The sequence below is a fragment of the Nocardia sp. NRRL WC-3656 genome (genome assembly GCF_000720265.1).
GTDB lineage: Bacteria > Actinomycetota > Actinomycetes > Mycobacteriales > Mycobacteriaceae > Nocardia > Nocardia nova.
Genome location: NZ_JOJF01000012.1, coordinates 69,038 through 89,917, shown reverse-complemented (window position 1 = coordinate 89,917; position 20,880 = coordinate 69,038). Strand labels below are relative to the sequence as shown.

Annotated in this window: 17 protein-coding genes; 4 read left to right on the top strand and 13 right to left on the bottom strand. The window is 67.9% G+C overall.

What is annotated here, in order from left to right; genetic code table 11:
• From IG65_RS0117405 to IG65_RS0117395, 3 genes are all read right to left on the bottom strand, one after another.
• Entirely contained in the window at positions 1 to 420 is a 420-nt protein-coding gene (locus IG65_RS0117405) for a nuclear transport factor 2 family protein (RefSeq protein WP_036524949.1), read from the bottom strand.
• Positions 421 to 427: 7 nt separating this feature from the next.
• Positions 428 to 1,315 (bottom strand): TIGR03619 family F420-dependent LLM class oxidoreductase, encoded by an 888-nt coding sequence (locus tag IG65_RS0117400; RefSeq protein ID WP_030515975.1) that lies wholly within the window; start codon positions 1,313 to 1,315, stop codon positions 428 to 430.
• A 101-nt stretch (positions 1,316 to 1,416) separates the two neighbouring features.
• Positions 1,417 to 3,117, bottom strand: a complete 1,701-nt coding sequence (locus IG65_RS0117395; RefSeq protein ID WP_081879550.1) for a metallophosphoesterase — start codon at positions 3,115 to 3,117, stop codon at positions 1,417 to 1,419.
• A 138-nt stretch (positions 3,118 to 3,255) separates the two neighbouring features.
• Here IG65_RS0117395 and IG65_RS0117390 point away from each other — a divergent pair, with 138 nt between their 5' ends.
• Complete coding sequence (locus IG65_RS0117390; RefSeq protein ID WP_030515973.1) at positions 3,256 to 3,591, top strand: TfoX/Sxy family protein; 336 nt, start codon at positions 3,256 to 3,258, stop codon at positions 3,589 to 3,591.
• Between the two features lie 23 nt (positions 3,592 to 3,614).
• Here IG65_RS0117390 and IG65_RS0117385 read toward each other — a convergent pair whose 3' ends face one another.
• The gene (locus IG65_RS0117385) at positions 3,615 to 4,235 is read right to left on the bottom strand and encodes a TetR/AcrR family transcriptional regulator (RefSeq protein ID WP_030515972.1); all 621 of its coding nucleotides are present in this window, start codon (positions 4,233 to 4,235) and stop codon (positions 3,615 to 3,617) included.
• 113 nt (positions 4,236 to 4,348) lie between these two features.
• Between IG65_RS0117385 and IG65_RS0117380 the strand changes: the two genes are divergently transcribed.
• Genes IG65_RS0117380 through IG65_RS0117370 form a run of 3 tightly spaced genes read left to right on the top strand, consistent with a single transcriptional unit; the run spans position 4,349 to position 8,836 of the window.
• Positions 4,349 to 5,389: an NAD(P)-dependent alcohol dehydrogenase gene (locus IG65_RS0117380; protein ID WP_030515971.1), complete on the top strand. Its 1,041-nt coding sequence runs from the start codon at positions 4,349 to 4,351 to the stop codon at positions 5,387 to 5,389.
• A gap of 15 nt (positions 5,390 to 5,404) precedes the next feature.
• Positions 5,405 to 7,057 carry a class I adenylate-forming enzyme family protein gene (locus tag IG65_RS0117375; RefSeq protein ID WP_030515970.1) on the top strand — a complete coding sequence of 551 codons (1,653 nt, stop codon included), beginning with the start codon at positions 5,405 to 5,407 and terminating at the stop codon, positions 7,055 to 7,057.
• A 39-nt stretch (positions 7,058 to 7,096) separates the two neighbouring features.
• Positions 7,097 to 8,836 carry an amidohydrolase family protein gene (locus IG65_RS0117370; protein ID WP_030515969.1) on the top strand — a complete coding sequence of 580 codons (1,740 nt, stop codon included), beginning with the start codon at positions 7,097 to 7,099 and terminating at the stop codon, positions 8,834 to 8,836.
• A 25-nt stretch (positions 8,837 to 8,861) separates the two neighbouring features.
• On the opposite strand, the gene IG65_RS0117365 is transcribed toward IG65_RS0117370, so the two are convergent.
• From IG65_RS0117365 to IG65_RS0117325, 9 genes are all read right to left on the bottom strand, one after another.
• Positions 8,862 to 10,151 (bottom strand): RNA polymerase sigma factor, encoded by a 1,290-nt coding sequence (locus IG65_RS0117365; protein WP_030515968.1) that lies wholly within the window; start codon positions 10,149 to 10,151, stop codon positions 8,862 to 8,864.
• A 13-nt stretch (positions 10,152 to 10,164) separates the two neighbouring features.
• A complete protein-coding gene (locus IG65_RS0117360; protein WP_030515967.1) occupies positions 10,165 to 10,581 on the bottom strand; it encodes a YciI family protein in 417 nt (138 codons plus the stop codon).
• 138 nt (positions 10,582 to 10,719) lie between these two features.
• Complete coding sequence (locus IG65_RS0117355; protein WP_051756332.1) at positions 10,720 to 11,235, bottom strand: DUF1772 domain-containing protein; 516 nt, start codon at positions 11,233 to 11,235, stop codon at positions 10,720 to 10,722.
• 189 nt (positions 11,236 to 11,424) lie between these two features.
• Positions 11,425 to 12,531, bottom strand: a complete 1,107-nt coding sequence (locus IG65_RS0117350; RefSeq protein ID WP_051756331.1) for an NADH:flavin oxidoreductase — start codon at positions 12,529 to 12,531, stop codon at positions 11,425 to 11,427.
• 87 nt (positions 12,532 to 12,618) lie between these two features.
• Positions 12,619 to 13,578, bottom strand: coding sequence for an LLM class flavin-dependent oxidoreductase (locus IG65_RS0117345; RefSeq protein ID WP_030515964.1), 960 nt, complete (start codon positions 13,576 to 13,578; stop codon positions 12,619 to 12,621).
• A gap of 47 nt (positions 13,579 to 13,625) precedes the next feature.
• Complete coding sequence (gene narI / locus IG65_RS0117340; protein ID WP_030515963.1) at positions 13,626 to 14,363, bottom strand: respiratory nitrate reductase subunit gamma; 738 nt, start codon at positions 14,361 to 14,363, stop codon at positions 13,626 to 13,628.
• Positions 14,360 to 15,109 carry a nitrate reductase molybdenum cofactor assembly chaperone gene (gene narJ / locus IG65_RS0117335; protein ID WP_051756396.1) on the bottom strand — a complete coding sequence of 250 codons (750 nt, stop codon included), beginning with the start codon at positions 15,107 to 15,109 and terminating at the stop codon, positions 14,360 to 14,362. Before narJ ends, narI begins: the two co-directional genes overlap by 4 nt.
• Positions 15,110 to 15,239: 130 nt before the next feature.
• Positions 15,240 to 16,970 (bottom strand): nitrate reductase subunit beta, encoded by a 1,731-nt coding sequence (gene narH / locus IG65_RS0117330; protein WP_197039866.1) that lies wholly within the window; start codon positions 16,968 to 16,970, stop codon positions 15,240 to 15,242.
• Positions 16,971 to 16,980: 10 nt separating this feature from the next.
• A complete protein-coding gene (locus tag IG65_RS0117325; RefSeq protein WP_030515960.1) occupies positions 16,981 to 20,676 on the bottom strand; it encodes a nitrate reductase subunit alpha in 3,696 nt (1,231 codons plus the stop codon).
• Positions 20,677 to 20,880: the final 204 nt, after the last annotated feature.

Sequence of the window (20,880 nt, the reverse complement as noted above, 5' to 3'; positions counted from 1 at the left end):
TCAACCGGCCGTCTCCGCGGGATCGGATGTGGTGCGGCGAGCCCGGTCGAGTTCCCAATACGCGCGCAGAGCGGCGATGCGGCCGTCGGCGTCCACCCGATAGGTGAACACCCCGTCGACCTCGACCGTGACCTCCCGGCGCACGCTGGTGACGGTGCCGACGAAAGCTACCTCGGCGCCGCAGGCGTAGGAGTCGCGCATCCGGAACGCGATATCGCTCTCGGCGATGGCGGTATCCCAGAACGCGGCGATCGCATCGCGGCCGCGGTGGCCGTTCCCGGCCGGATCGTACGGCGATCGGCCGATCGGATCCTCCACCACCGCGTCCGAGGCGAACAGATTCAGCCAGGTGGCGCGATCCTTGGTGCGGACGGCGTACTGGGACGCCAGTCCCGCCGCGCGAGCCGGATGGTCGGCCATATCTCTCCTATCGGCAGGCGGCGACGACGGTCTCGCCGTAGCGGGTGATCGCGTCGACCTTCTCGGCGAGACCCCGGGTATCCGGCGCGGCGTCGTGGACGCTGCGGAATCCGACGATCACGTCGGTGACGCCCGAGGCGGCCAGATCTGCGATACCCGCGGTGTCGAAGGCGTCGCGCGCTACCACGTGGATCTGGAATTCGGAGGTCCGCGCCGATGCGGATGCTTCGTATTCCGAACGCAATTCGGCGAGGCGGCGCAGGAGCGTGGCCAGTTCCTCGGGTGTTCCGCCCGCGTGCATCCACCCGTCGCCGCGACGCACCGCACGCCGCAGCGCGGCCTCGCTGTGCCCGCCGACGAGGATCGGAATCGACGCGGTGGGAACCGGATTGATCTCCACGGCGGGTAGGTCGTACACCTGGCCGTGATAGGCGAACTCGCCGCCGCCGCACAAGCCGCGCACGATATCGATACCTTCGTCCAGTCGTGCGCCGCGCCGCTCGAACGGCACGCCCATCATGGCGAAATCCTGTGGCCACGGGCTGATTCCGACTCCCAGTGACAGGCGGTTGCCGCTCAGCACCGCCAGCGTCGCGGCCTGTTTGGCCACCAGCACGGGCGGGCGCACCGGCAGTTTCAGCACGAACGGTGTGACGCGCAGCGTGGTCGTGGCCGTGGCGATCGCGGTGGCGGCGATCATCGGTTCGGCAAAGGGCTTGCCGCGCAGAAACTCTCGCCGCCCGTCGGCGGTATAGGGGTAGCGCGGGTCACCGTCGCGCGGATAGGCCAGGCTGTCCGCCAGGCAGACGCCGGTGAAGCCGGCCTGTTCAGCGGCCCGCGCGAGGTCGACCCAGTGCGCGGGGTCCCCGCCGGCCTCGGCGAAATGGAAACGCATGACCGCCATGGTGGCCGCCGGCCGCCGGATGGGGGGCCGGCGGCCCGGTCAGCGGCCGTCCGCGACGACTCAGCGGGCCGGCGGGTTGACCCGGCCCCCGTTCAGCGACCCACCTGCCGGCGATAGGTCACCTTGTCGAATTCGCGGCCGTACTCGTCGACGGCCACCACGTCCATCTCGCTGGCGAAGAATCCCGGGCGCACGTCGACCCGGATGAACGAGTAGTTGCGGAACCGCACCCGCGACCAGGGCGCGGCCTCGTCCTGTTTGCTGCCCGCCGGCGTCCACACGTAGCTGTTGGGCACCGTGGTGTCGGGCACCTCGTGGCCCCGGTAGGTCTCCGGTGAGCCGGGCTGGAAGCCGTAGCGGGGACGTCCGCCGCCGCCCACCGTGTAGTAGACGGTGCCGTCCGCGTCCGGGTAGACGATCGAATTGTCGCCCGCCGCCTTGGTCGGGCGGCCGCCGCGGATCGGGTCGGTGCGCTCGAAGATGTGGTTGTGCCCCTGGAGCACCAAGTCGACCTGGTAGCGGTCGAACAGCGCGCACCAGGCGTCACGCAGGCCACCGTCGCTGGCATGGGAGTCGGTGGTCGAGTAGGCGCAGTGGTGGAAGAAGCAGACGATGAAGTCGATATTCGGATTCGCGCGGTACTCCGCGAGAGTTCGTTCCACCCAACTGGTCTGGGCGCCACCCGAGTAGCCGGTGTTGGCCTTGATCTCGTAGGAGACGTCGTTGGCGTCCAGCGACAGCACCGCCACATTGCCGTAGGTGAACGAGTACGCCGACGGGCAGCCCGCGGGCCCGTTGGCCGGCAGGTCCAGGCGGGCGAGGTGTCCGCCGTATCCGTGGGTGCCGTAGGCGGCCTCCATGTCGTGGTTGCCGGTGGCGAACATCCACGGCGTGGTCGAGGCGCTGGATTCGATGGCGCCGAAATACACGTCCCATACGTACGGATTGAACTTGTCGAATCCGTCGGGCAGTTTGTCGCCGGCGGCGACGTACCGCGGCTTCTTCCCCGCGCCCGACGGGTCGGCGTAGGCGATATCACCCGCCAGCACATGGAAATCCGGTCGGCAGGCCACGATCTGACGCATCACGTTGTCCGCGTGCGGGACCGCGGGGTCGTTGTCGGGCTTGTAGTACTTGTCGTCGTAGTCGCCCGGAGCGACGCCCGCAGGCTGGGCGGGCGTGTCGTCGGTGCCCTGATCGCCCATCATGGTGAACCGGAAGGGCAGTACCGCGTTGCGCACGCTCGGCATGGCGGTCGACGCGGCGCGGGTGTCACCGACGAATCCGTCGGAGGTGCGCCACCGGTAGAAATGCGGCAGCCGTCCGGGCAGGCCGTCGACCGGCGCGTGCACGTAGAACTGTTCGGCGGCGAGGACGCCGCTGTCGCTCGTGGGGATCTGGGTCACCAGATCGCGCACCTCCGCCTCGACGCTCGCGCCGAGCGCTGGGGTCGGGCCGTGATCGAGAAAGACCTTGGTGCCGCTGGGATTACGCGACAGCTGCGCGGCGAAGCGCAACTGGCCGGCGGCGTCGGGGCCGTAGCCGACATGGCGGCCGCCCACCGCGAGCTGCGCCTGATCGGCATAGGCCCGCCCCGCGAACGGTGAGGTGCCGACTGCGGCCACCGCGGCGGCCGCGGCCGAACCGCGCAGGAAGTTCCGCCGCGACACCGCATGCCGCCGCAGATATCCCCGATGCCATTCGTGCTGTTCGGCCATCGTCATGGTGGCGGCCAACTGCTCGGGGATTCCGGTATCGGGGATGTCACCGGCAGGATTCAAGCGATTCCGCATGAGGTTGGATGCTGGTCCAACCATCGGAGCGGAGCAACCGCTGCGGGTTCCCACGGGCGCGAATTCTCGGTGAATTCTTCGGACGGGCCGCCGCGGCATCGCGGCCGAACCTGTCGGTGCCCGGTGTGAGAATGCCGTATGGCCTATGACGAGGAGTTGGCGGAGCGGATCCGGGACCTGCTCGGGCCCGCCGTGACCGAGACGGTCGAAAAGCGCATGTTCGGCGGGCTGGCCTTCCTGGTCGGCGGCAATATGGCGGTGGCGGCGAGCGGCCAGGGCGGACTGCTGGTCCGGGTCGATCCCGCGCAGGCCGAGGAACTCATCGACGGCTCCGCGGTCGCGCCGATGGTGATGGGCGGACGGGAGATGCGGAATTGGCTGCGGGTGGCGCCGGAGTATCTCGACGACGACGAGGTGCTGCACACCTGGCTGGACCGTGGGCTCGGATATGCCCGGACGTTACCGCCGAAATAGCCGGAAGACGTTGTCCACCAGCGCTATTCGGGCGCCTGCAGGGCGGGGTACCAGATATCGGTGAGGACTTCGGCGGCCGCGGCCGCGGTGACCTCGATCGTGCCCTGCATCGCCCACCGGGTGAAGAAGCGTTCCAGCTGCGCCACCAGTAGCTCGATGCGCAGGCGCGCTTCGTCGCGGCGGGCCTCGGGCCAGCGCGCCAGATAGGCCGGCATCCCGTCGGCGAGCTGCATGATGCCTTCGCGCGCGAGGTCGCGGAACTCCGGTTCGAGTGCGGTCGCCTCGTCCCACGCGGGGAGCAGATCCTTGTTGTCGAAGAACCATTCGATGGCCCGGCGCATCCACGTGGTGAACTCCGCGCGGGAACCGGTGGCCAGGACCCGATCCAGATCCCGGTAGAAGAATTGGACGCTGGCGAGCGTGCCCTGTTCGGCGATCGCCCGCAACACCTCGGTCTTCCCGGTGAAGTGCAGATAGAACGTGGCGCGGCTGCAGCCGACCGCGGCCGCGATGTCGTCGACGCGCACTCCCAGATAGCCCTCGCGCACGAACAACTGCCGTGCCTCCTCGACGATGCGCATCCGCGTCGCCCGCTTCTGCTCATCGCGCAGCGACCCGCGCCGGGCGGTCGAATCCGAAGGCATGACGTCGATGATAGACGCCCGCACACTCACTGGACGCTGTGTCCAGTGAGTGCTACCGTGTGTGCCACGTCACGTCCGGCGCTGCCGCCGAACGCCGCGGTGAGGAACAGAAGATGCGCGCATTGCAATTGACCGGGCCCGGCACGCTGGAGCTTCGCGAAGTCCCGATCCCCGAGATCGGGCCCGCCGATCTGCTGTTGAAGGTCGGGGCGGCCGGAATCTGCCATTCGGACTCCTTCGTTCTCGGGTTGCCGTTCCCGCTGCGCGAGGATCCGCTGACGATGGGGCACGAGATCGCCGGAACCATCGAGGCTGTCGGCACCGAGGTCGAGGGGCGTCGCGCGGGGGAGCGTGGCCTGGTCTACCTGTGCTGGTCCTGTGGCGTGTGCCGGGAATGCGTGAGCGGTAACGAGAACGTCTGCCTGGCGGCCGGTCGCACCGCGATGCCGCCGTGCCCCGGCCTCGGACCCGACGGGGGCATGGCGGAATACGTTCGCATTCCGGCGAATTCGTTCGTGCCGATCGGCGAGCTGGACTTCGCGAGGGCGGCGCCGTTGGCCGATGCGGCACTCACGCCGTATCACGCCATCCGCGGAGCCGCCGACCAATTGCGGCCCGGCGCCACCGCCGTCGCGATCGGCATCGGCGGGCTCGGACATGTGGCGGTGCAGATCTTGAAGGCCACCACCGCCTGCCGCATCATCGCGGTCGACATCTCGCCGGAGAAACTGGAACTCGCCACGGCATGCGGTGCCGATCTCACCCTGACGGCCGACGAGAAAACCGCCGCCCGCATTCTGGACTGCACCGACGGCCGGGGCGCCGAGGCCGTATTCGACTTCGTCGGCAACGACGCCACCGCGAAACTCGCCGTCGAATCGGTCGCGCCGAACGGCGCCTACCGGATGGTGGGACTCGACGGCGGAATTCCGGGTATCGACGCCGGACCCGCCGGTGGGCCCGGCCTGCCGTGGGGAGCCACCGTCCGAAAGTCCTACGGCGGCACCAGAAGTGATCTGTACGCGTCGGTCGCGCTCGCGCAGCGCGGCGCCATCGACGTGTCGGTGGAACGTTTCGACCTCGCCGAGGGCCCCGCCGCATTCGAACGACTCGACCGGGGCCTGATCCGCGGTCGCGCCGTGCTCATCCCGTAAGCAGAAAGGAAGGTTATGACGCGAGCTGCCGACCCGCAGGCCATCGCCGCCCGGATCACCGCCGACCTCACCGGTCCCGGTGGGCCGTTCGAGATGGTGGTCGAAGAGGTTCTGGGCGCGCCGATTCCGGTGATGCGCGATCGGCGGCGCAGTATGGCCGAGCTGTTCCACGCGGGTACGGCCTGGGGTGACCACGACTATCTGGTGACCCCGGACCGACGGATCACGTTCGCCGAACACGGCGCCGCGGCAACGGCTCTCGCGCGCGCACTCGCCGATCGATACGGTGTCGGCAAGGGTGATCGGGTGGGGATTCTCGCCGCCAACACGCCCGAATGGGTGACGACCTTCTGGGCGGCGCAGGTGCTCGGCGCGATTCCGGTCGGCTACAACGCGTGGTGGGCGCCGCGGGAAATCGCCTACGGTCTGGAGCACACCCAGCCGACGGTGGTGGTCGCCGACGCCAAACGCGCCGCACTGCTGGCCGAGGTGGCGACCGATATTCCGGTACTCACCATGGAATCCGATCTGCCGCAGCTGATCTCCGGTCATCCCGGCCCGGCGCCGGAGGTGTCGATCGCGGAGGACGACCCGGCGGTCATCCTGTACACCAGCGGCACGAGCGGCCGGCCCAAGGGCGTCGTGCACACCCAGCGAAACCTGCTGGCGGTCTGCGACTACCACCGCTTCACCGATGCCATGGCCGCCGCCTTCCGCGGGCAACAGCTCGGCCCGGGGCCCAGCGACCGCCGATTCCTGTTGACCTCACCGCTGTTTCATATCGCCAGCCTGCACAATCTGATCATTCCGCGGCTGGCCACGGGCGCTACCGTGGTGATGAACACCGGCAGCTTCGACCCGCAGCGGGTGTTGTCGCTGATGGAGCGGGAACGGGTGACCAACTGGGGTGCGGTGCCGACGATGGTCAGCCGCATGCTCGAACACGACCTGTCCCGCTACGACCTGTCGAGTCTGGTGGCGTTCTCGCTCAATGCCGCCCCGTCCTCGCCCGCCTTCCATCAACGGCTGCGCCGGGAACTGCCGATGGCCGAGGTCGCGCTCACCACGAGCTATGGACTGACCGAAAGCGGCACCGCGGCAACGGTGGCCACACCGCCGGTGCTGGCCGCCCACCCCGACACCGTGGGGATGCCGATCATCGGTGTGAGTATCGAGATTCGTGATCCGGACGGCCGGACGCTGCCCGACGGTGAGGAGGGCGAGATCTGTGTGCGCAGCCCGTACGTGATGCTCGGCTACTGGAACGATCCGGTCGCCACCGCGAACGCCATCGATCCCGAAAGATGGTTGCACACCGGCGATTTCGGCGTCCTGGAGGAGGGACGGCTGCGTCTGTCGGGCCGGCGATCGGATCTCATCCTGCGTGGCGGGGAGAACGTGTACCCGACCGAAATCGAGAATGTGCTCGACGAGCATCCCGCGGTGCTGGAATCGGCGATACTCGGTGTGCCGCATGCCGATCTGGGCCAGGAGGTGGCCGCGGTCGTGGTCATCGCCGATCCGGCCGCCGTGACCGAGGACGAGCTGCGGGCCTTCACCGCCGAGCGGCTCGCCTACTTCAAGGTGCCGGCCCGCTGGGTGATCACGGCACAACCGTTGCCACGCAATGCGACCGGCAAGGTTGTCCGGCGCGAGATAGAGATCTGACGCGCCCCGCCGGGGCGGGTGGGTGAAAGAGGAACTGTCATGTACGACAGCATCATCAAGGGCGGTACCTGGTTCGACGGCACGGGCGCGCCGTCGGCGGTGCGCGACGTCGGCATTCGCGACGGCCGGGTGGCCGCCGTCTCGGCCGAGCCCCTGGACGAATCCGGTTGCGACACCGTCGTCGACGCCACCGGCAAATGGGTGATTCCCGGGATGCTCGACATCCACACCCATTACGACGTGGAGGTCCTGCTGGATCCGTCGCTGTCGGAATCGGTGCGCCACGGTGTCACGACCGTACTGCTCGGCTCCTGTTCGCTGTCCACCGTGCACGTCGGCGCCGAAACCGCCGGCGACCTCTTCGGACGAGTGGAGGCCATCCCGCGCGGGCATGTGATCGACGCGGTCGGTGATGTCAAGACCTGGCGCAACGCACACGAATACGCCGCCGCCCTGGATGCCTCGCCGCTGGGTCCGAATGTGGCCGCGTTCCTGGGACATTCGGATATCCGCGCGGCGGAGATGGGCCTGGACCGCGCCACCCGCACCGAGGTGAAGCCGACCGCGGGCGAGCTGAGCGCCATGCGCCGGCATCTGGACGAGGCCCTCGACGCCGGCTTCGTCGGCATGTCCTCGCAGCAGCTGATGTTCGACAAACTCGACGGCGAGACCTGCCGTTCCCGCACCCTGCCCTCCACCTACGCGACGATGCGCGAACGGCACCAGCTCAATTCGATCCTGCGGGCTCGCCGGCGGGCACTGCAGGGCGGTCCCGATGTGGCGCGGCCGCACAGCCTGCTGGCGATGGCGCTGTCGAGTCTGGGAATCGGGCAGCCGCATCTCAAGGTGAGTCTGCTCTCGGCGGCCGACATCAAGGCGATTCCCCTGGTGGCGCACGTATTTCCGGCATTGGCGCGGGCGATCAACGCATGCGGCGGTGACTTCCGCTTCCAGCATCTGCCGGTGCCGTTCGAGGTGTACGCCGACGGTATCGATCTGGTGGTGTTCGAGGAATTCGGCTCCGGCGCAGCGGCATTGCACCTGTCGAATCAGCTGGACGAGCGCCACCGGATGCTGCAGAGCGAGAGTTACCGCCGCCAGTTCCGCAAGGATTACGACCGCAAGTTCGGCCCGCGGGTCTGGCATCGCGACTTCTTCGACGCCGAGATCGTGGAATGCCCGGACAGCTCGGTCGTCGGCAAGACCTTCGGTCAGGTCGGCGTGGAACGTGGGGGAGTGCATCCCGTCGACGCGTTTCTCGATCTGGTGGTGGAGTACGGGCCGAAGGTGCGCTGGCGCACCACGATCTCCAACCATCGGCCGGGCGTGCTGGATCGCTTCGCCGCCGACCCCGGGATGCAGCTCGGCTTCTCCGACGCCGGTGCGCATCTGCGCAATATGGCCTTCTACAACTTCGGGCTGCGGCTGCTGCGCCGGGTGCGCGACGCCGAGCTGGCGGGCCGCCCGTTCATGTCGGTGGAACATGCGGTGCACCGGCTCACCGGGGAACTGGCCGATTGGTACGGGCTCGACGCGGGGCATCTGCGCGTCGGGGACCGCGCCGATGCGGTGGTGATCGACCCGACCCGGCTGGACGGGGGACTCGAACGCTACACCGAACAGACGATGCCGTACTTCGGCAATCTGTCGCGCATGGTCAACCGCAACGACGACACGGTGAATGCCGTATTCGTCGGCGGCCGTTACGTTTTCGGCAACGGTACGGCCGCGCCGGGGCTGGGTTCGCAGCGCACGGGACGCTTTCTCACCGCCGCGTGACGGGGCTGTCGGGCTCGTGTGGGCCTCAGCCGAGGTCGTCGAGCTTGCGGTGCAATACCGCACGCTCGCGGTCGTTGCCGCACAGGCGCACCGCCAGCTCCCATTCCTCGCGGGCCTCACCCGTGCGGCCGAGGCGGGCGAGCAGCTCACCCCGAACCGTGGGCAGCAGTTGGGAATTCGGCAGCGCGCCCCCGGCGCGCAGACCGTCCACGATCGCGAGTCCGGCGTCGGGGCCCTTCGCCATCGCGACCGCGACCGCCCGGTTCAGCTCGACCACCGGTGACGGGGCGAGGCGGCCCAGCGCTTCGTAGAGGCTCACCACCCGGTCCCAGTCGGTGTCGGCGACCGAGCCGGCGACGGCGTGGCATTCGGCGATCGCGGCCTGCACGCCGTAATAGCCCAGTCCGCGGCCGGCCTGTCCGGCGCGGGTGAGGGCGGCGCGGCCACGCCGGATCGTCGCACGGTCCCAGCGCCGCCGGTCCTGATCCTCCAGCAGCACCGGCTCACCGTCCGGGCCCGTCCGCGCGGGGAAGCGGGCCGCTGTCAGCTCGAGCAGAGCCAGCAGTCCGTACACCTCCGGCTCGTCCGGCATCAGGTGGGACAGCACCCGCGCCAGCCGCTGCGCTTCCCCGGCCAGATCGAAGCGGATCAGTTCGGTGCCCGAGCTCGCCGACGAACCTTCGGTGAAGATCAGGTAGATCACGCTGAGCACCGAGCTCAGGCGGGCAGCGCGCTCACTCGCCTCCGGCACGGCGAACGGAATGTTTTCGGCGGCAAGCGTTTTCTTCGCCCGGGTGATCCGCGCCTGAACCGTCGCGGCCGGGACGAGGAACGCTTTGGCGATCTCGTCGCTGGTGAGACCGCCGACCACGCGCAGCGTCAGGGCCACCCGCGCCTCGCGGGAGAGCACCGGATGGCACGCCGTGAAGATCAGGGCCAGCACGTCGTCGTCGATGCGATCGGGATCCCACAGCGGTTCGGCTGCCGCACGCATCGGATCCGAACCGGGCCCGCCGGTCAGCGCACCGCCCTCGCCCAGATCGTGGGCGAGGGCGGCGTAGCGATCGTCGAGGGCGGAGCGGCGGCGGAAGGTGTCGATCGCGCGCCGCCGCCCCACGGTGAGCAGCCAGCCGGCCGGATTGCGCGGTATCCCCTCCCGCGGCCACGTGACCAGCGCCTCGGCCAGTGCCTCCTGCGCCAGATCCTCGGCGAGGGCGAAGTCGCCGGTGTAGCGGGCGAGGGCGCCGACGATGCGCGCGGATTCGATCCGCCACACCGCGGCGACCGCCTCGCGTCCGGTGGGATCGGCCGTCATCCGGAGGTTCCGCTCAGAGCTGCCCGGTGGCCTCGCGCCACGCCCGCTCCTTCTGGATCCACACGTTGTCCTGCGGGAATTCGTCGATCGTGGGCACCCGCCGGATCTCGGTCTTGCACCCCTTGACGATGACCGGCATCCGCTTCGCCCACTCGATCGCCTCCTCCTTCGAGGCGACGTTGAGAAGATAGAACCCGCCGAACAGTTCCTTGGTCTCGCCGTAGGGGCCGTCTGTGACGACCGGGGTCTCCGCGTCGTAATCGACCACCACACTGTCGGCGGGGTCGAGCCCCTCCGCCGCGAGCAGCACGCCCGCGCGGATCAACTCGTCGTTGAACTTGCCCATCGTCTCCAGCACGGTGTCGAAATCGACCTCGCCCATGCTCGCGTAGGCCTCGTCCGTGGCGCGCATGATCAGCATGTACTTCATGGTGTGTCTCCTTCGTCTGGCGGATCCCCTCCGGACCCTCTCACCCCTAGGTCGAACGGCACCCACTATGGATCGACACGGCAGCCGAAATTTTCCGAAAGATTTTTCCGGCCGCATTATGGCAGGTCACCAAGGCCCTCACCCCTTGTTCGTGGTGCGCAGGGCCCAGGCGAGGACGCCGAGGGCTCCGGTGTTGGCGAGGGCGCGCAGGATGTTGAGGGTGATCCAGGGGCCTTCGAACTGGTGGCGCAGGGCGGCGAAATCGCCGGAGGAGGTGTCGGCGAGCTGGTTGTTCAGGGGCACGTTGCCGCCCGAGGTGATGAGGAAACTGATCACGTTGAGCGCCAGGGCGAGGAGAACCCACCACAGCACGGTGCGCTGGTCGGTGCGCCAGTACAGCACGGCGGCGAGGCCGGTGAAGGCGACCGAACCGAGGAAGCTCAGCATGAAGACCGGATTGACGATGACGGTGTTGATCCGGTTCATCACGTCCACGAAGGCGCGGTCGTCGAGCTGACGCAGCGCGAGCATCACCGAGCTGGCGTAGGCGTAGAAGACGCCGGCCAGCAGGCCGGTGGTGACGGTCGCGCCGATCAGGGAACCGGTCGCGAAGCCGGAGGTCGTCGAGGTGGCGGTGGCGGTGGTCGCTGTCATGCACTCAGTACACCGGGAAGCGGTGAGCGTTCCCATGGTCGTGACGCTCGCTCCCATACGCGAGCGTCCACGGGACCACCGATCTGCTTCCGGACGACCACGCCCTCGAAGTCCGGATCCGCATCGAATACGGTGCGGCGGAGATGAAACGGGCCATCGAAGCGGCCGGAGATCGAGGCGCGGCCGGGGTCAGCGGAACGGTGTGATCTCCGCGAGTCGCCCGGCGCGCATCTTGTTCACCCATTCCGGGTCGGCGAGCAGCGCTCGGCCCAGTGCGACGACATCGAATTCGCCGCGCTCGAACTGTTCGCGCAGCAGAGTGAAGCGCTGCGCCTGGGTCTCGTCGATGCTGTCGCCGCGGAAGACGCTGTCCACGCCGACCGAACCGACGGTGATCACCGGCAGCCCGGTGATCTTCTTGGTCCAGCCCGCCAGGCTGAGATCGTCGGCGTGGTCGGTGAATTCGGGCAGCCAATGCCGCCGCAGCGAGGTGTGGAAGATGTCGACCCCGGCTTCCACGAGCGGAGTCAGCAATTCTTCGAGGTCCGCCGGGCTCTCGGCGATGCGCGCGCTGTAGTCGACGCCCTTCCACTGCGAGAAGCGGTAGATGATCGGGAAATCCGGGCCGACGGCCGCGCGGACGGCGGCGACCACCCGGGCGGGGAACGCGGCGCGCCGGCGGATGGTGCCGCCGTATTCGTCCTCGCGGTGATTGGTTGCGGCCCAGAAGAATTGATCCAGCAGATAACCGTGTGCGCCGTGCAGTTCGATGCCGTCGAATCCCAGCTCCCGGGCCAGCAGCGCCGATTCCACGTACGAGTCGACGAGGGTGTCCAGGTCCGCGGTCGTCAGCGCCCGGCCCACCGGCGCTCCGGTGAAGTCGACACCGGAAGGACTCACGGTGGGCGTGTCCGGCTCGAAGCGGGGCTCGTTCCCCCGATCCACACCGGTATGCCACAGCTGCGGGACAATCGACGCCCCTTCGGCGTGCACCGCCTCGACCACCGCACGCCAGCCGGCGGCACTCTCGTCACCGTAGAACCGCGGCACCTTCGCGATCGGCCCAGCCGCCGGACCCCGCACATAGGTCCCCTCGGCGACGATCAGACCGACACCTCCGGCCGCATGCTCGCGGTAATACTCGATATTCTCCGCATTCGGAATACCGTCGGGCGATTTCGCCCGCGTCATCGGAGCCATCGCGAATCGGTTCCGCAGGGTCAGCGACCCCGCGCGAAATTCGGAAAACAATTCGTCCAGGTGGATCCCCGGCCCATCGACCAAATCCTGTGACATGCGGCACGTTTCCTTCCGATTCGACAACTCGGCCCTCGAAGTGGAAGACAACGCTGTCCGCGCCACCGGCATTCCTGCGTGCCAGGCTCAGCGGGCGAGGGCGTTCAGCGTGGGGCGGATGATGTCGTCGGCGATCCAGTGTGCGACTCCGTCCGGATAGGGGGCCGGCGGGTTCAGTACCAGGTGGGTGAAACCGGCGTCGATCAGTTCGAGCAGCGTTTCGCGTACCCGGCCGGGGGCGTCGTAGGAGATGGGTAGTTGCGCCGAGCGGGTGATGTGGGCGGGGTCGCGGCCGATCGCCGCGCAGTGTTCGTCCAGCGCTCGGCTGCGCTCGCGGAGCGCGTCGACGGTGGTGAGTGGTGGGCCGATCACATTCCACAGATCGGCGTGGGCGGCGACGATGGGCAGCGTCGATGCGCCCGCACCGGCGAGCAGAATCGGTGGATGCGGCCGCTGGACGGGTTTCGGATCGCATTGCGCGCCGGTGAGAGGAAAATGGTCGCCGGGGAAATCGAAGACGTCCTCGGTCCACAACCGCCGGATCAGGACACAGGCCTCATCCAATTTGCGCACCGCCTCGCGCCAGGTGCCGACCGGAATTCCGTACGCCTCGTATTCGGGCGCCACCATCGTCTCGAAGCGCGGATCGTTGCGCGGGAACCCGCCGACGCCGATTCCGAAATCCAGCCGGCCGCCCGAGATCACGTCGACGGTGGCCGCCATCTTCGCCGAGAGCGCGGGGTGGCGAATCCGGTTGTTGGACACCAGCAATCCGAGCCGGAGTCGGCGCGTCTGCGCCGCCAGCGCCGCCAGCAGCGTCCAGCCCTCGAGGACCGGCCCCGCCGACCGACGTCCTTCCGGAGCGCCACCGTCGTGACCCGGCAGTCCGACCGCCGCCCGCGGTAGCAGATGGTCGTACAACCAGGCGTGCTCGATCTCGGGTATGCCGTCGGCCTCGAGCCACACCCGCAGGATCTCCGCATAGCCGACGTGCGCGGGTGTCGTCTTGATGCCGAAACTCGGCGCGGGCCTGCCCGAATCGCTCATACCGGCGACGCTAGACCGTGGAGTGCTCTCCAGGTCAAGGCTCCTCGTCAGCGCGACGGCGGCAGGACCGGGCTCTGCCAGGCGCGCGCATACTTCTTCTTGTTCGCCACATCGGCGGGTTTGCTGCGGTACACCACGTACGGGCGGACCAGATAGCCGACGGGTGCGCTGAACATGTGGACCAGCCGGGTATAGGGCCAGACGGCGATGAGCGTCAGCACGATGAGCCCGTGCGCCTGAAAGGTCCAGGGCGTGCCGACCATCAGATCCGGCTGCGGATTCGCCGTGAAAAGGCTTCGGAACCAGGGAGATACGGTTTCGCGATAGTTGTAGGTGCCCCACAGGAGATTGCTGCCGACGGTATTGAGCAGGCCGGTGATCAGCGCGGCCGCGAGCAATACGTACATGAACTTGTCGTTGGTGGTGGTGGCCTGGCGGACGGCCGGGACACGCACGCGACGATAGGCGAGGATGGCGATGCCGGCGATCACCGCGACGCCGGCCACCGTACCCGCGGAGACGGCGACCAGGTGATAGAGGTGCTCGGAGATGCCCACGGCATCTGTCCAGGACTCCGGAATCAGCACGCCCAGAACGTGTCCGCCGATCACACCGAGCATGCCGAAGTGGAACAGCGGACTGCCCAGCCGCAGCAGCCGGGATTCGTAGATCTGCGAAGACCGTGTGGTCCAGCCGAATTGGTCGTTGCGATAGCGCCACAGGTGGCCCAGTACGAACGAGGTGAAGGCGATGTAGGGCAGGGTCGCCCAGACGGTGGATGTCATCGTCGGTCTCCGGATCCGGCGAAAAGCCCTGAGGTGGCCGAGGTTCCGGCTGCGGGCGGGGAGTACAGGTCGGGGTTCATGGCGGGATGCATCGATTCGCCGTTCATCGAATACGGCTCCAGTCCGACGTCCTCGTCCGGCGGTCCCTGCGCCGCCAGTTCGGCGATCCGGCGACGGTCTGCCGTGGTGGGCGGAGGCAAGGTCGCGAGAACGGCGGCCAGGGCGCCGGCATACGGCGATTCGCTGTCGGTGAGCGACAGTCGCAGCATCTCCAGTACCGGGACGTGTTCGCCGAGCAGGCGTTCACCGCCGATCGGGTCGACGGTGGCCGCGAACTCCAGCAGCACCGGGAGATGATCGGGCAGTTCGCGATCCGACAACTCCGCACCGGCATGCCGGTAAGCGTGCTTGAACCGCAGTAGCGCCATACCGCGCTTGCGGGTGTCGCCGTAGGCGTAATAGGTCAGATGCAGGCTGGCGCGCCGGCGCAGGTCGAAGGTTTCGACATAGTCGCGCGCCAGGGTGAGCGGTGCGATGCCGGACAGATGGGTGAGCGGCCGAAGGAGATCGGTGCGCACCGATTCCGGGAGGGCGGCTGCCGCCTCGGACAGATCGTCGAGTATCGCCAGCGTATCCGGACCGGGGTAGTCCAGCACGAGAGCGGCGATACGCCAGACCAGCCGGCGATCGCGTTCGGACATGTCGACCACGGGTGCGGGCCGGCGTCTGAGAGTCAGTAGTCCCACGGTCACATCCCTCGTCGGCCGGGTCGCCCGCCCGGACATGCGTAGCTGCGCAGCGTGCGGCGATGGATCTCGGCGGGCGCCGTGCCGTTCGAGCGGCCGGCCGGGCTCGGCAGGGGGCGGCGAAACGGCCTCATCGGGTCGCTCCGGTCGGCTCGGGCAGCGTGTCGTCGGCTACTCCGGGTCCGGAATCGCCCGCGTTCCCGTTCGCTTCCGGACTCGTGTGCGCGGCGCCGTTGCCATCGCCGTTGCCGTTGCCGTTGCCGTTGTCACTGCCGTCGCGTTCGGGCACCAGCCCCTCGGTCGAACCGCCGTCCCAGTTCAGCAGATTGATGCGCGACGACTTCTGCTCCGGCGCAGCGGCATTGGCGTCGACGAGTGCGAACTTCTCCGACGTCACATCGAACGCCGTCATCCCGGGCCCGCCGTCGCCCTCCAGGCTGCACCCCGTCGCCAGCGAATCCAATTCGTGCGCCCGGGATGTCGCGCCCGACGGAATCACGTACCGGTGTTCGTATTTGGCGATGGCCAGCAGTCGGTACATCGCCTCGATCTCCTCGGGCTCCAGGCCCACGGCGCCCGGGATCGCCGGATCGGGTTCCTGGCCGAGGTTGATCGAGCGCATGAACGACCGCATCCCGGCCAGCCGCTGCAGCGCCGCGCGTACCGGTCCGATATCCCCGGCGGTGAACAGCTCGGCGAGGTATTCCACCGGGATTCGCAGTGAATCGATGGCGCCGAACAGATTTCCGGCATCCTCACCGTCGTGCCCGGTCTCCGCCAGCACATCCACGACGGGCGACAGCGGCGGCACGTACCAGACCATCGGCATGGTCCGGTATTCCGGATGCAGCGGCAGCGCGATCTTGTAGTCGACGATCAGTTTGTAGACCGGCGAATCCTGCGCCGCGGCAATCCATTCCGGAGAGATCCCGGCGCGTTCGGCCTCGGTGATCACGCGCGGATCGTGCGGGTTGAGGAAGACGCCCAGCTGCGACGGGTACAACTGTTCCGGATCGGTGACCGACGCCGCCTCGAGGACCGCGTCGGCGTCGTACAGCATCACGCCGATGTAGCGCAGTCGCCCCACACACGTCTCCGAGCAGACGGTCGGAATGCCGACCTCCACGCGCGGATAGCAGAACGTGCATTTCTCGGCCTTGCCGGTCTTGTGGTTGAAATAGATCTTCTTGTACGGGCAGCCGGTGACGCACTGTCGCCAGCCGCGGCATTTGTCCTGGTCGACCAGCACGATGCCGTCCTCGGCGCGCTTGTAGATCGCACCCGAGGGACAGGAGGCGCCGCAGGACGGGTTGAGGCAGTGCTCGCAGATGCGCGGCAGATAGAACATGAAGGTCTGCTCGAATTCGAGTTTGACCTGTTCCGACAGCCGCGCCAGCAACGGATCCCGGCCGACCTGATCCGGTCCGGAGCCGAGGTCGTCGTCCCAGTTCGCGCCCCAGGTGACCTTCGTATCCTCGCCGGTGATCAGCGATTTCGGCCGCGCCACCGGCGTGGTGTCCATGGCCGGTGCGGACAGCAGATTGTCGTAGTCGTAGCTCCACGGGTCGTAGTAGTCCGACACCGTCGGCAGATCCGGATTGGCGAAGATGTTGAGCAGCCGCTTCATGCGCGAACCGGACTTCAGGGTGAGGCGGCCGCGGCGGTCCAGCGTCCAGCCGCCCTTCCACTTCTCCTGATCCTGGTACTGCCGCGGATATCCCTGTCCCGGGCGGGTTTCCACGTTGTTGAACCAGACGTACTCGGTGCCGCCCCGGTTGGTCCAGGCCTGCTTGCAGGTGACGCTGCAGGTGTGACAGCCGATGCATTTGTCCAGGTTCATCACCATGGCCAGCTGTGCCATGACACGCATATCAGTACTCCACTTCCTGTGAGCGTCTCCGGATCGTGGTGACCTCGTCACGCTGATTTCCGGTGGGCCCGTGGTAGTTCAGGGCGAACGACTGCTGGGCGTATCCGCCGATCAGATGCGTGGGCTTGATCATGATCCGGGTCAGCGCGTTGTGGATGCCGCCGCGTTTGCCCCGCCCGGCCCGAAGCTCCGGGCCGCCTTCGATGCGCGGCACGTCGACCGCGCGATCCTGCGCGTGGTACATGAACACGGTGCCCTCGGGCATGCGGTGGCTGACGATCGCCCTGGCCACCACCACCCCGTTGCGGTTGATCGCCTCGATCCAATCGTTGTCGGCCACACCGATTTTCGCCGCGTCGCGATCGGACATCCAGATCGCCTGCCCGCCCCGGGAGAGGGTGAGCATATGCAGGTTGTCCTGATACGCGGAGTGGATCGACCACTTCGAGTGCGGGGTGAGGTAGCGCACGGTGACGCCCCGTTCACCGACCGCGCCCACATCGGGTTCGCGGAACAGAGCCGACATGTCGAGCGGCGGCCGGAAGATCGGAAGTTGTTCGCCCAGTTCGATCATCCAGTCGTGGTCGAGGTAGAAGTGCTGACGCCCGGTGAGCGTGTGCCAGGGCTTGAGCCGTTCGGTATTGATGGTGAACGGGGAGTATCGTCGGCCACCGGTCTCGGATCCGGACCATTCCGGTGACGTGATCACCGGCACCGGCCGCGCCTGCGTATCGGCGAAGGTGATCCGCTTGCCCTCGTGCTCGGCCGCCAGATCCGCCAGCCGGGTACCGGTGCGGCGCTCCAGCGCGTGGAAACCCTCCACCGCCAACCGGCCGTTGGTGGTGCCGGACAACGCCAGAATGGCCTCCGCGGCGTGCACATCCTTGGCCAGCGACGGGCGGCCCTGCGCAGCGCCGGAGACCACGGTGCCGTTGACTCCGCGCAGGTACTCGACCTCGGCGTCGGGAACGGTGGTGACGCCCTTGGTGGTGACTCCGAGCGTTTCGATCAGCGGGCCCAGCGCCGCCATCTTCTCCGCCAGCTTCGGGTAGTCGCGTTCCACCACCACCAGCTTCGGCATGGTCTTTCCCGGAATCGGTTCGCATTCACCGGCTTTCCAGTCCAGCACCCGCCCGCGCGCCTGGGCCAGGGCGTCGGCCGAATCGTGCTGCAACGGAACGGCGACCAGATCCTTGCGGACGCCGAGATGTTTCTCGGCCAGCCAGGAGAAGCCACGCGCGATGCGGTGGAACGCCTCGAAATCGGTTTTCGCCTCCCATGGCGGGGAGATCGCCGGGGAGAAGGCGTGTACGAACGGATGCATATCCGTCGAGGACAGATCGTGTTTCTCGTACCAGGTGGCGGCCGGGAAGACGATATCGGAGAACAGCGTCGTCGACGTCATCCGGAAATCCAGCGAGACCAGCAGATCCAGCTTGCCCGTGGGCGCCTGGTCCGGCCGGCGCACCTCCTGCGGTGCGACCCCGGCCGAATCGTCGGCCTGCAGATTGGAATCCGCGCCGAGCAGATGGCGATGGAAGTACTCGTTGCCCTTGCCCGAGGAGCCGAGCAGATTGGCCCGCCACACGGTGAGAACACGGGGGAAGTTCCGCGGTGCGTCGGGATCCTCGCAGGCGAACTCGAGATCACCGGATTTCAGGTTGCCGACCACATAGTCCTGCGGCGTCTGCCCCGCGGCCTCGGCGGCATCGACCAGGTCCAGCGGATTGCGATCGAACGTGGGATATGTCGGCATCCAGCCGAGCCGCGACGCCAGGGCGATATTGTCGGCCGCCGTGCGCCCGGCGAAAACGCCGGAACCCAGTGGGGACGCGAAGGATTCGGAGGTGAAGGGGTCGTAGCGCCACTGGTCGTTGGTCAGATACCAGAACACAGTGCCCTGCATCTGCCGCGGCGGCCGCTGCCAGTCCAGGCCGAACGCCAGGGTGGACCAGCCGGTGACCGGGCGGCACTTCTCCTGGCCCACGTAATGCGCCCAACCGCCACCGTTGACGCCCTGGCATCCGGTGAGCAGCGTGAGCGTGAAGAAGGCGCGATAGATCTGATCGGAGTGGAACCAGTGGTTGGTCCCGGCGCCCATCAGGATCATCGACCGGCCGCCGGAGCGGTCGGCGTTGTCGGCGAATTCGCGGGCGATGCGAATCGCTTGTGCGGCAGGCACTCCCGTGATCGACTCCTGCCACGCGGGAGTGTAGGGCGCGCTCGGGTCGTCGTAACCGGTAGGCCAGTCACCCGGCAGATCCGGGCGCCCGACGCCGTACTGGGCGAGCAGGAGGTCGAAGACGGTCGTGACGCGGCGTCCGGCCACGACGGTGGTCGGCACCGAGCGGGTGACGACGCCGGTCTCACCGTCGAAGCGGGGGAACTGTACGGCCGCAGCATCGTCGGTGCGGCCGTACAGCGTCAGCAGCGGATCGACGCCGCCGAGGTCCAGATTCCAACGCCCGGCGCCGGATTCGGAGAATCGGTCGCCGAGGGTTCCGTTGGGCACGACGGGGTGTCCGTCGGCGTCCAGGAGCACGGTTTTGTGCTCGGCGTTGTCCACATCGAAGCCCGCGGCGCCGTCTGCGGCGAGGTCGGCGGCGGTGAGGAATTTTCCGGGCAGCCAGGTGTGGCCGCGGTATTCGCCCTCGCCGTTCCAGCCGCCGTCGCGTTCGTCCAGCGTGATGAGGAACGGGAGGTCGGTGTAGCGCTTGATGTAGTCGTCGAACCGGGCGGTGGACCGGTCGACGAAGAATTCGCGCAACACCACATGGCCCATCGCCATCGCCAAGGCGGCGTCGGTGCCCGGGCGAGCCGGCACCCATTCGTCGGCGAATTTGGTGTTGTCGGCGTAGTCGGGGGAGACCACCACCACCTTCTGACCGCGGTAGCGGGCCTCGGTCATGTAGTGCGCGTCCGGGGTGCGGGTGACCGGGACGTTCGAACCCCACATGATCAGATAGCCGGCGTCGAACCAGTCCGCGGACTCCGGGACGTCGGTCTGGTCGCCGAACACCTGCGGCGAGGCGACGGGCAGATCGGCGTACCAGTCGTAGAACGACAGCATCGATCCACCGAGCAGGGAGATGAACCGGGCGCCGACCGCGTGCGACACCATCGACATCGCGGGGATCGGCGAGAAGCCCGCGATCCGGTCCGGCCCGTACTGTTTGATCGTGTAAACGTGTGCGGCGGCGGCGATTTCGGCGGCTTCCCACCATTCCGCCCGCACGAATCCGCCCTTGCCGCGTGCGGCCTTGTACGTCGTCGCCCGCTCCGGGTCCTCGACGATGGATTCCCAGGCCAGTACGGGATCCTTCAACCGGGCCTTCGCCTCGCGGTACATCTCCAGCAGCACCCCGCGCACATACGGATACCGCACGCGCGCAGGGGAATACGTGTACCAGGAAAACGAAGCGCCGCGCGGGCAGCCGCGGGGTTCGTATTCCGGTTTGTCGGCGCCGACCGACGGATAATCGGTCTGCTGCGACTCCCAGGTGATCACGCCGTCGGAGACGTAGATCTTCCACGAGCAGGAGCCGGTGCAGTTGACGCCGTGGGTGGAACGGACCACCTTGTCGTGGGCCCAGCGGTCGCGATAGAACTCGTCGGCCTCGCGCCCGCCGACCTTGTGCACGGTGCGGAGGTCACCCGACACCTCCCCGCGCTGGAAGTAGCGCCCGACCTTCAGCAGCGCGTCGGCCGCCGACTCGGGTACGCCGTTCGACGCGGTAGATGCGCCGCGCGAGGCTGCGGGTACGCCGTTCGACTCTGACGAGGGGGCCGAACCCTTCTTGTGCGAAATGACCACAACGCCCCCATCGAGACAAATGAACCGGGCTGACCAGACCGAGAGTAAGGACGCTCGCGGGGGCGGCAAAACGATCCGCTCACACCG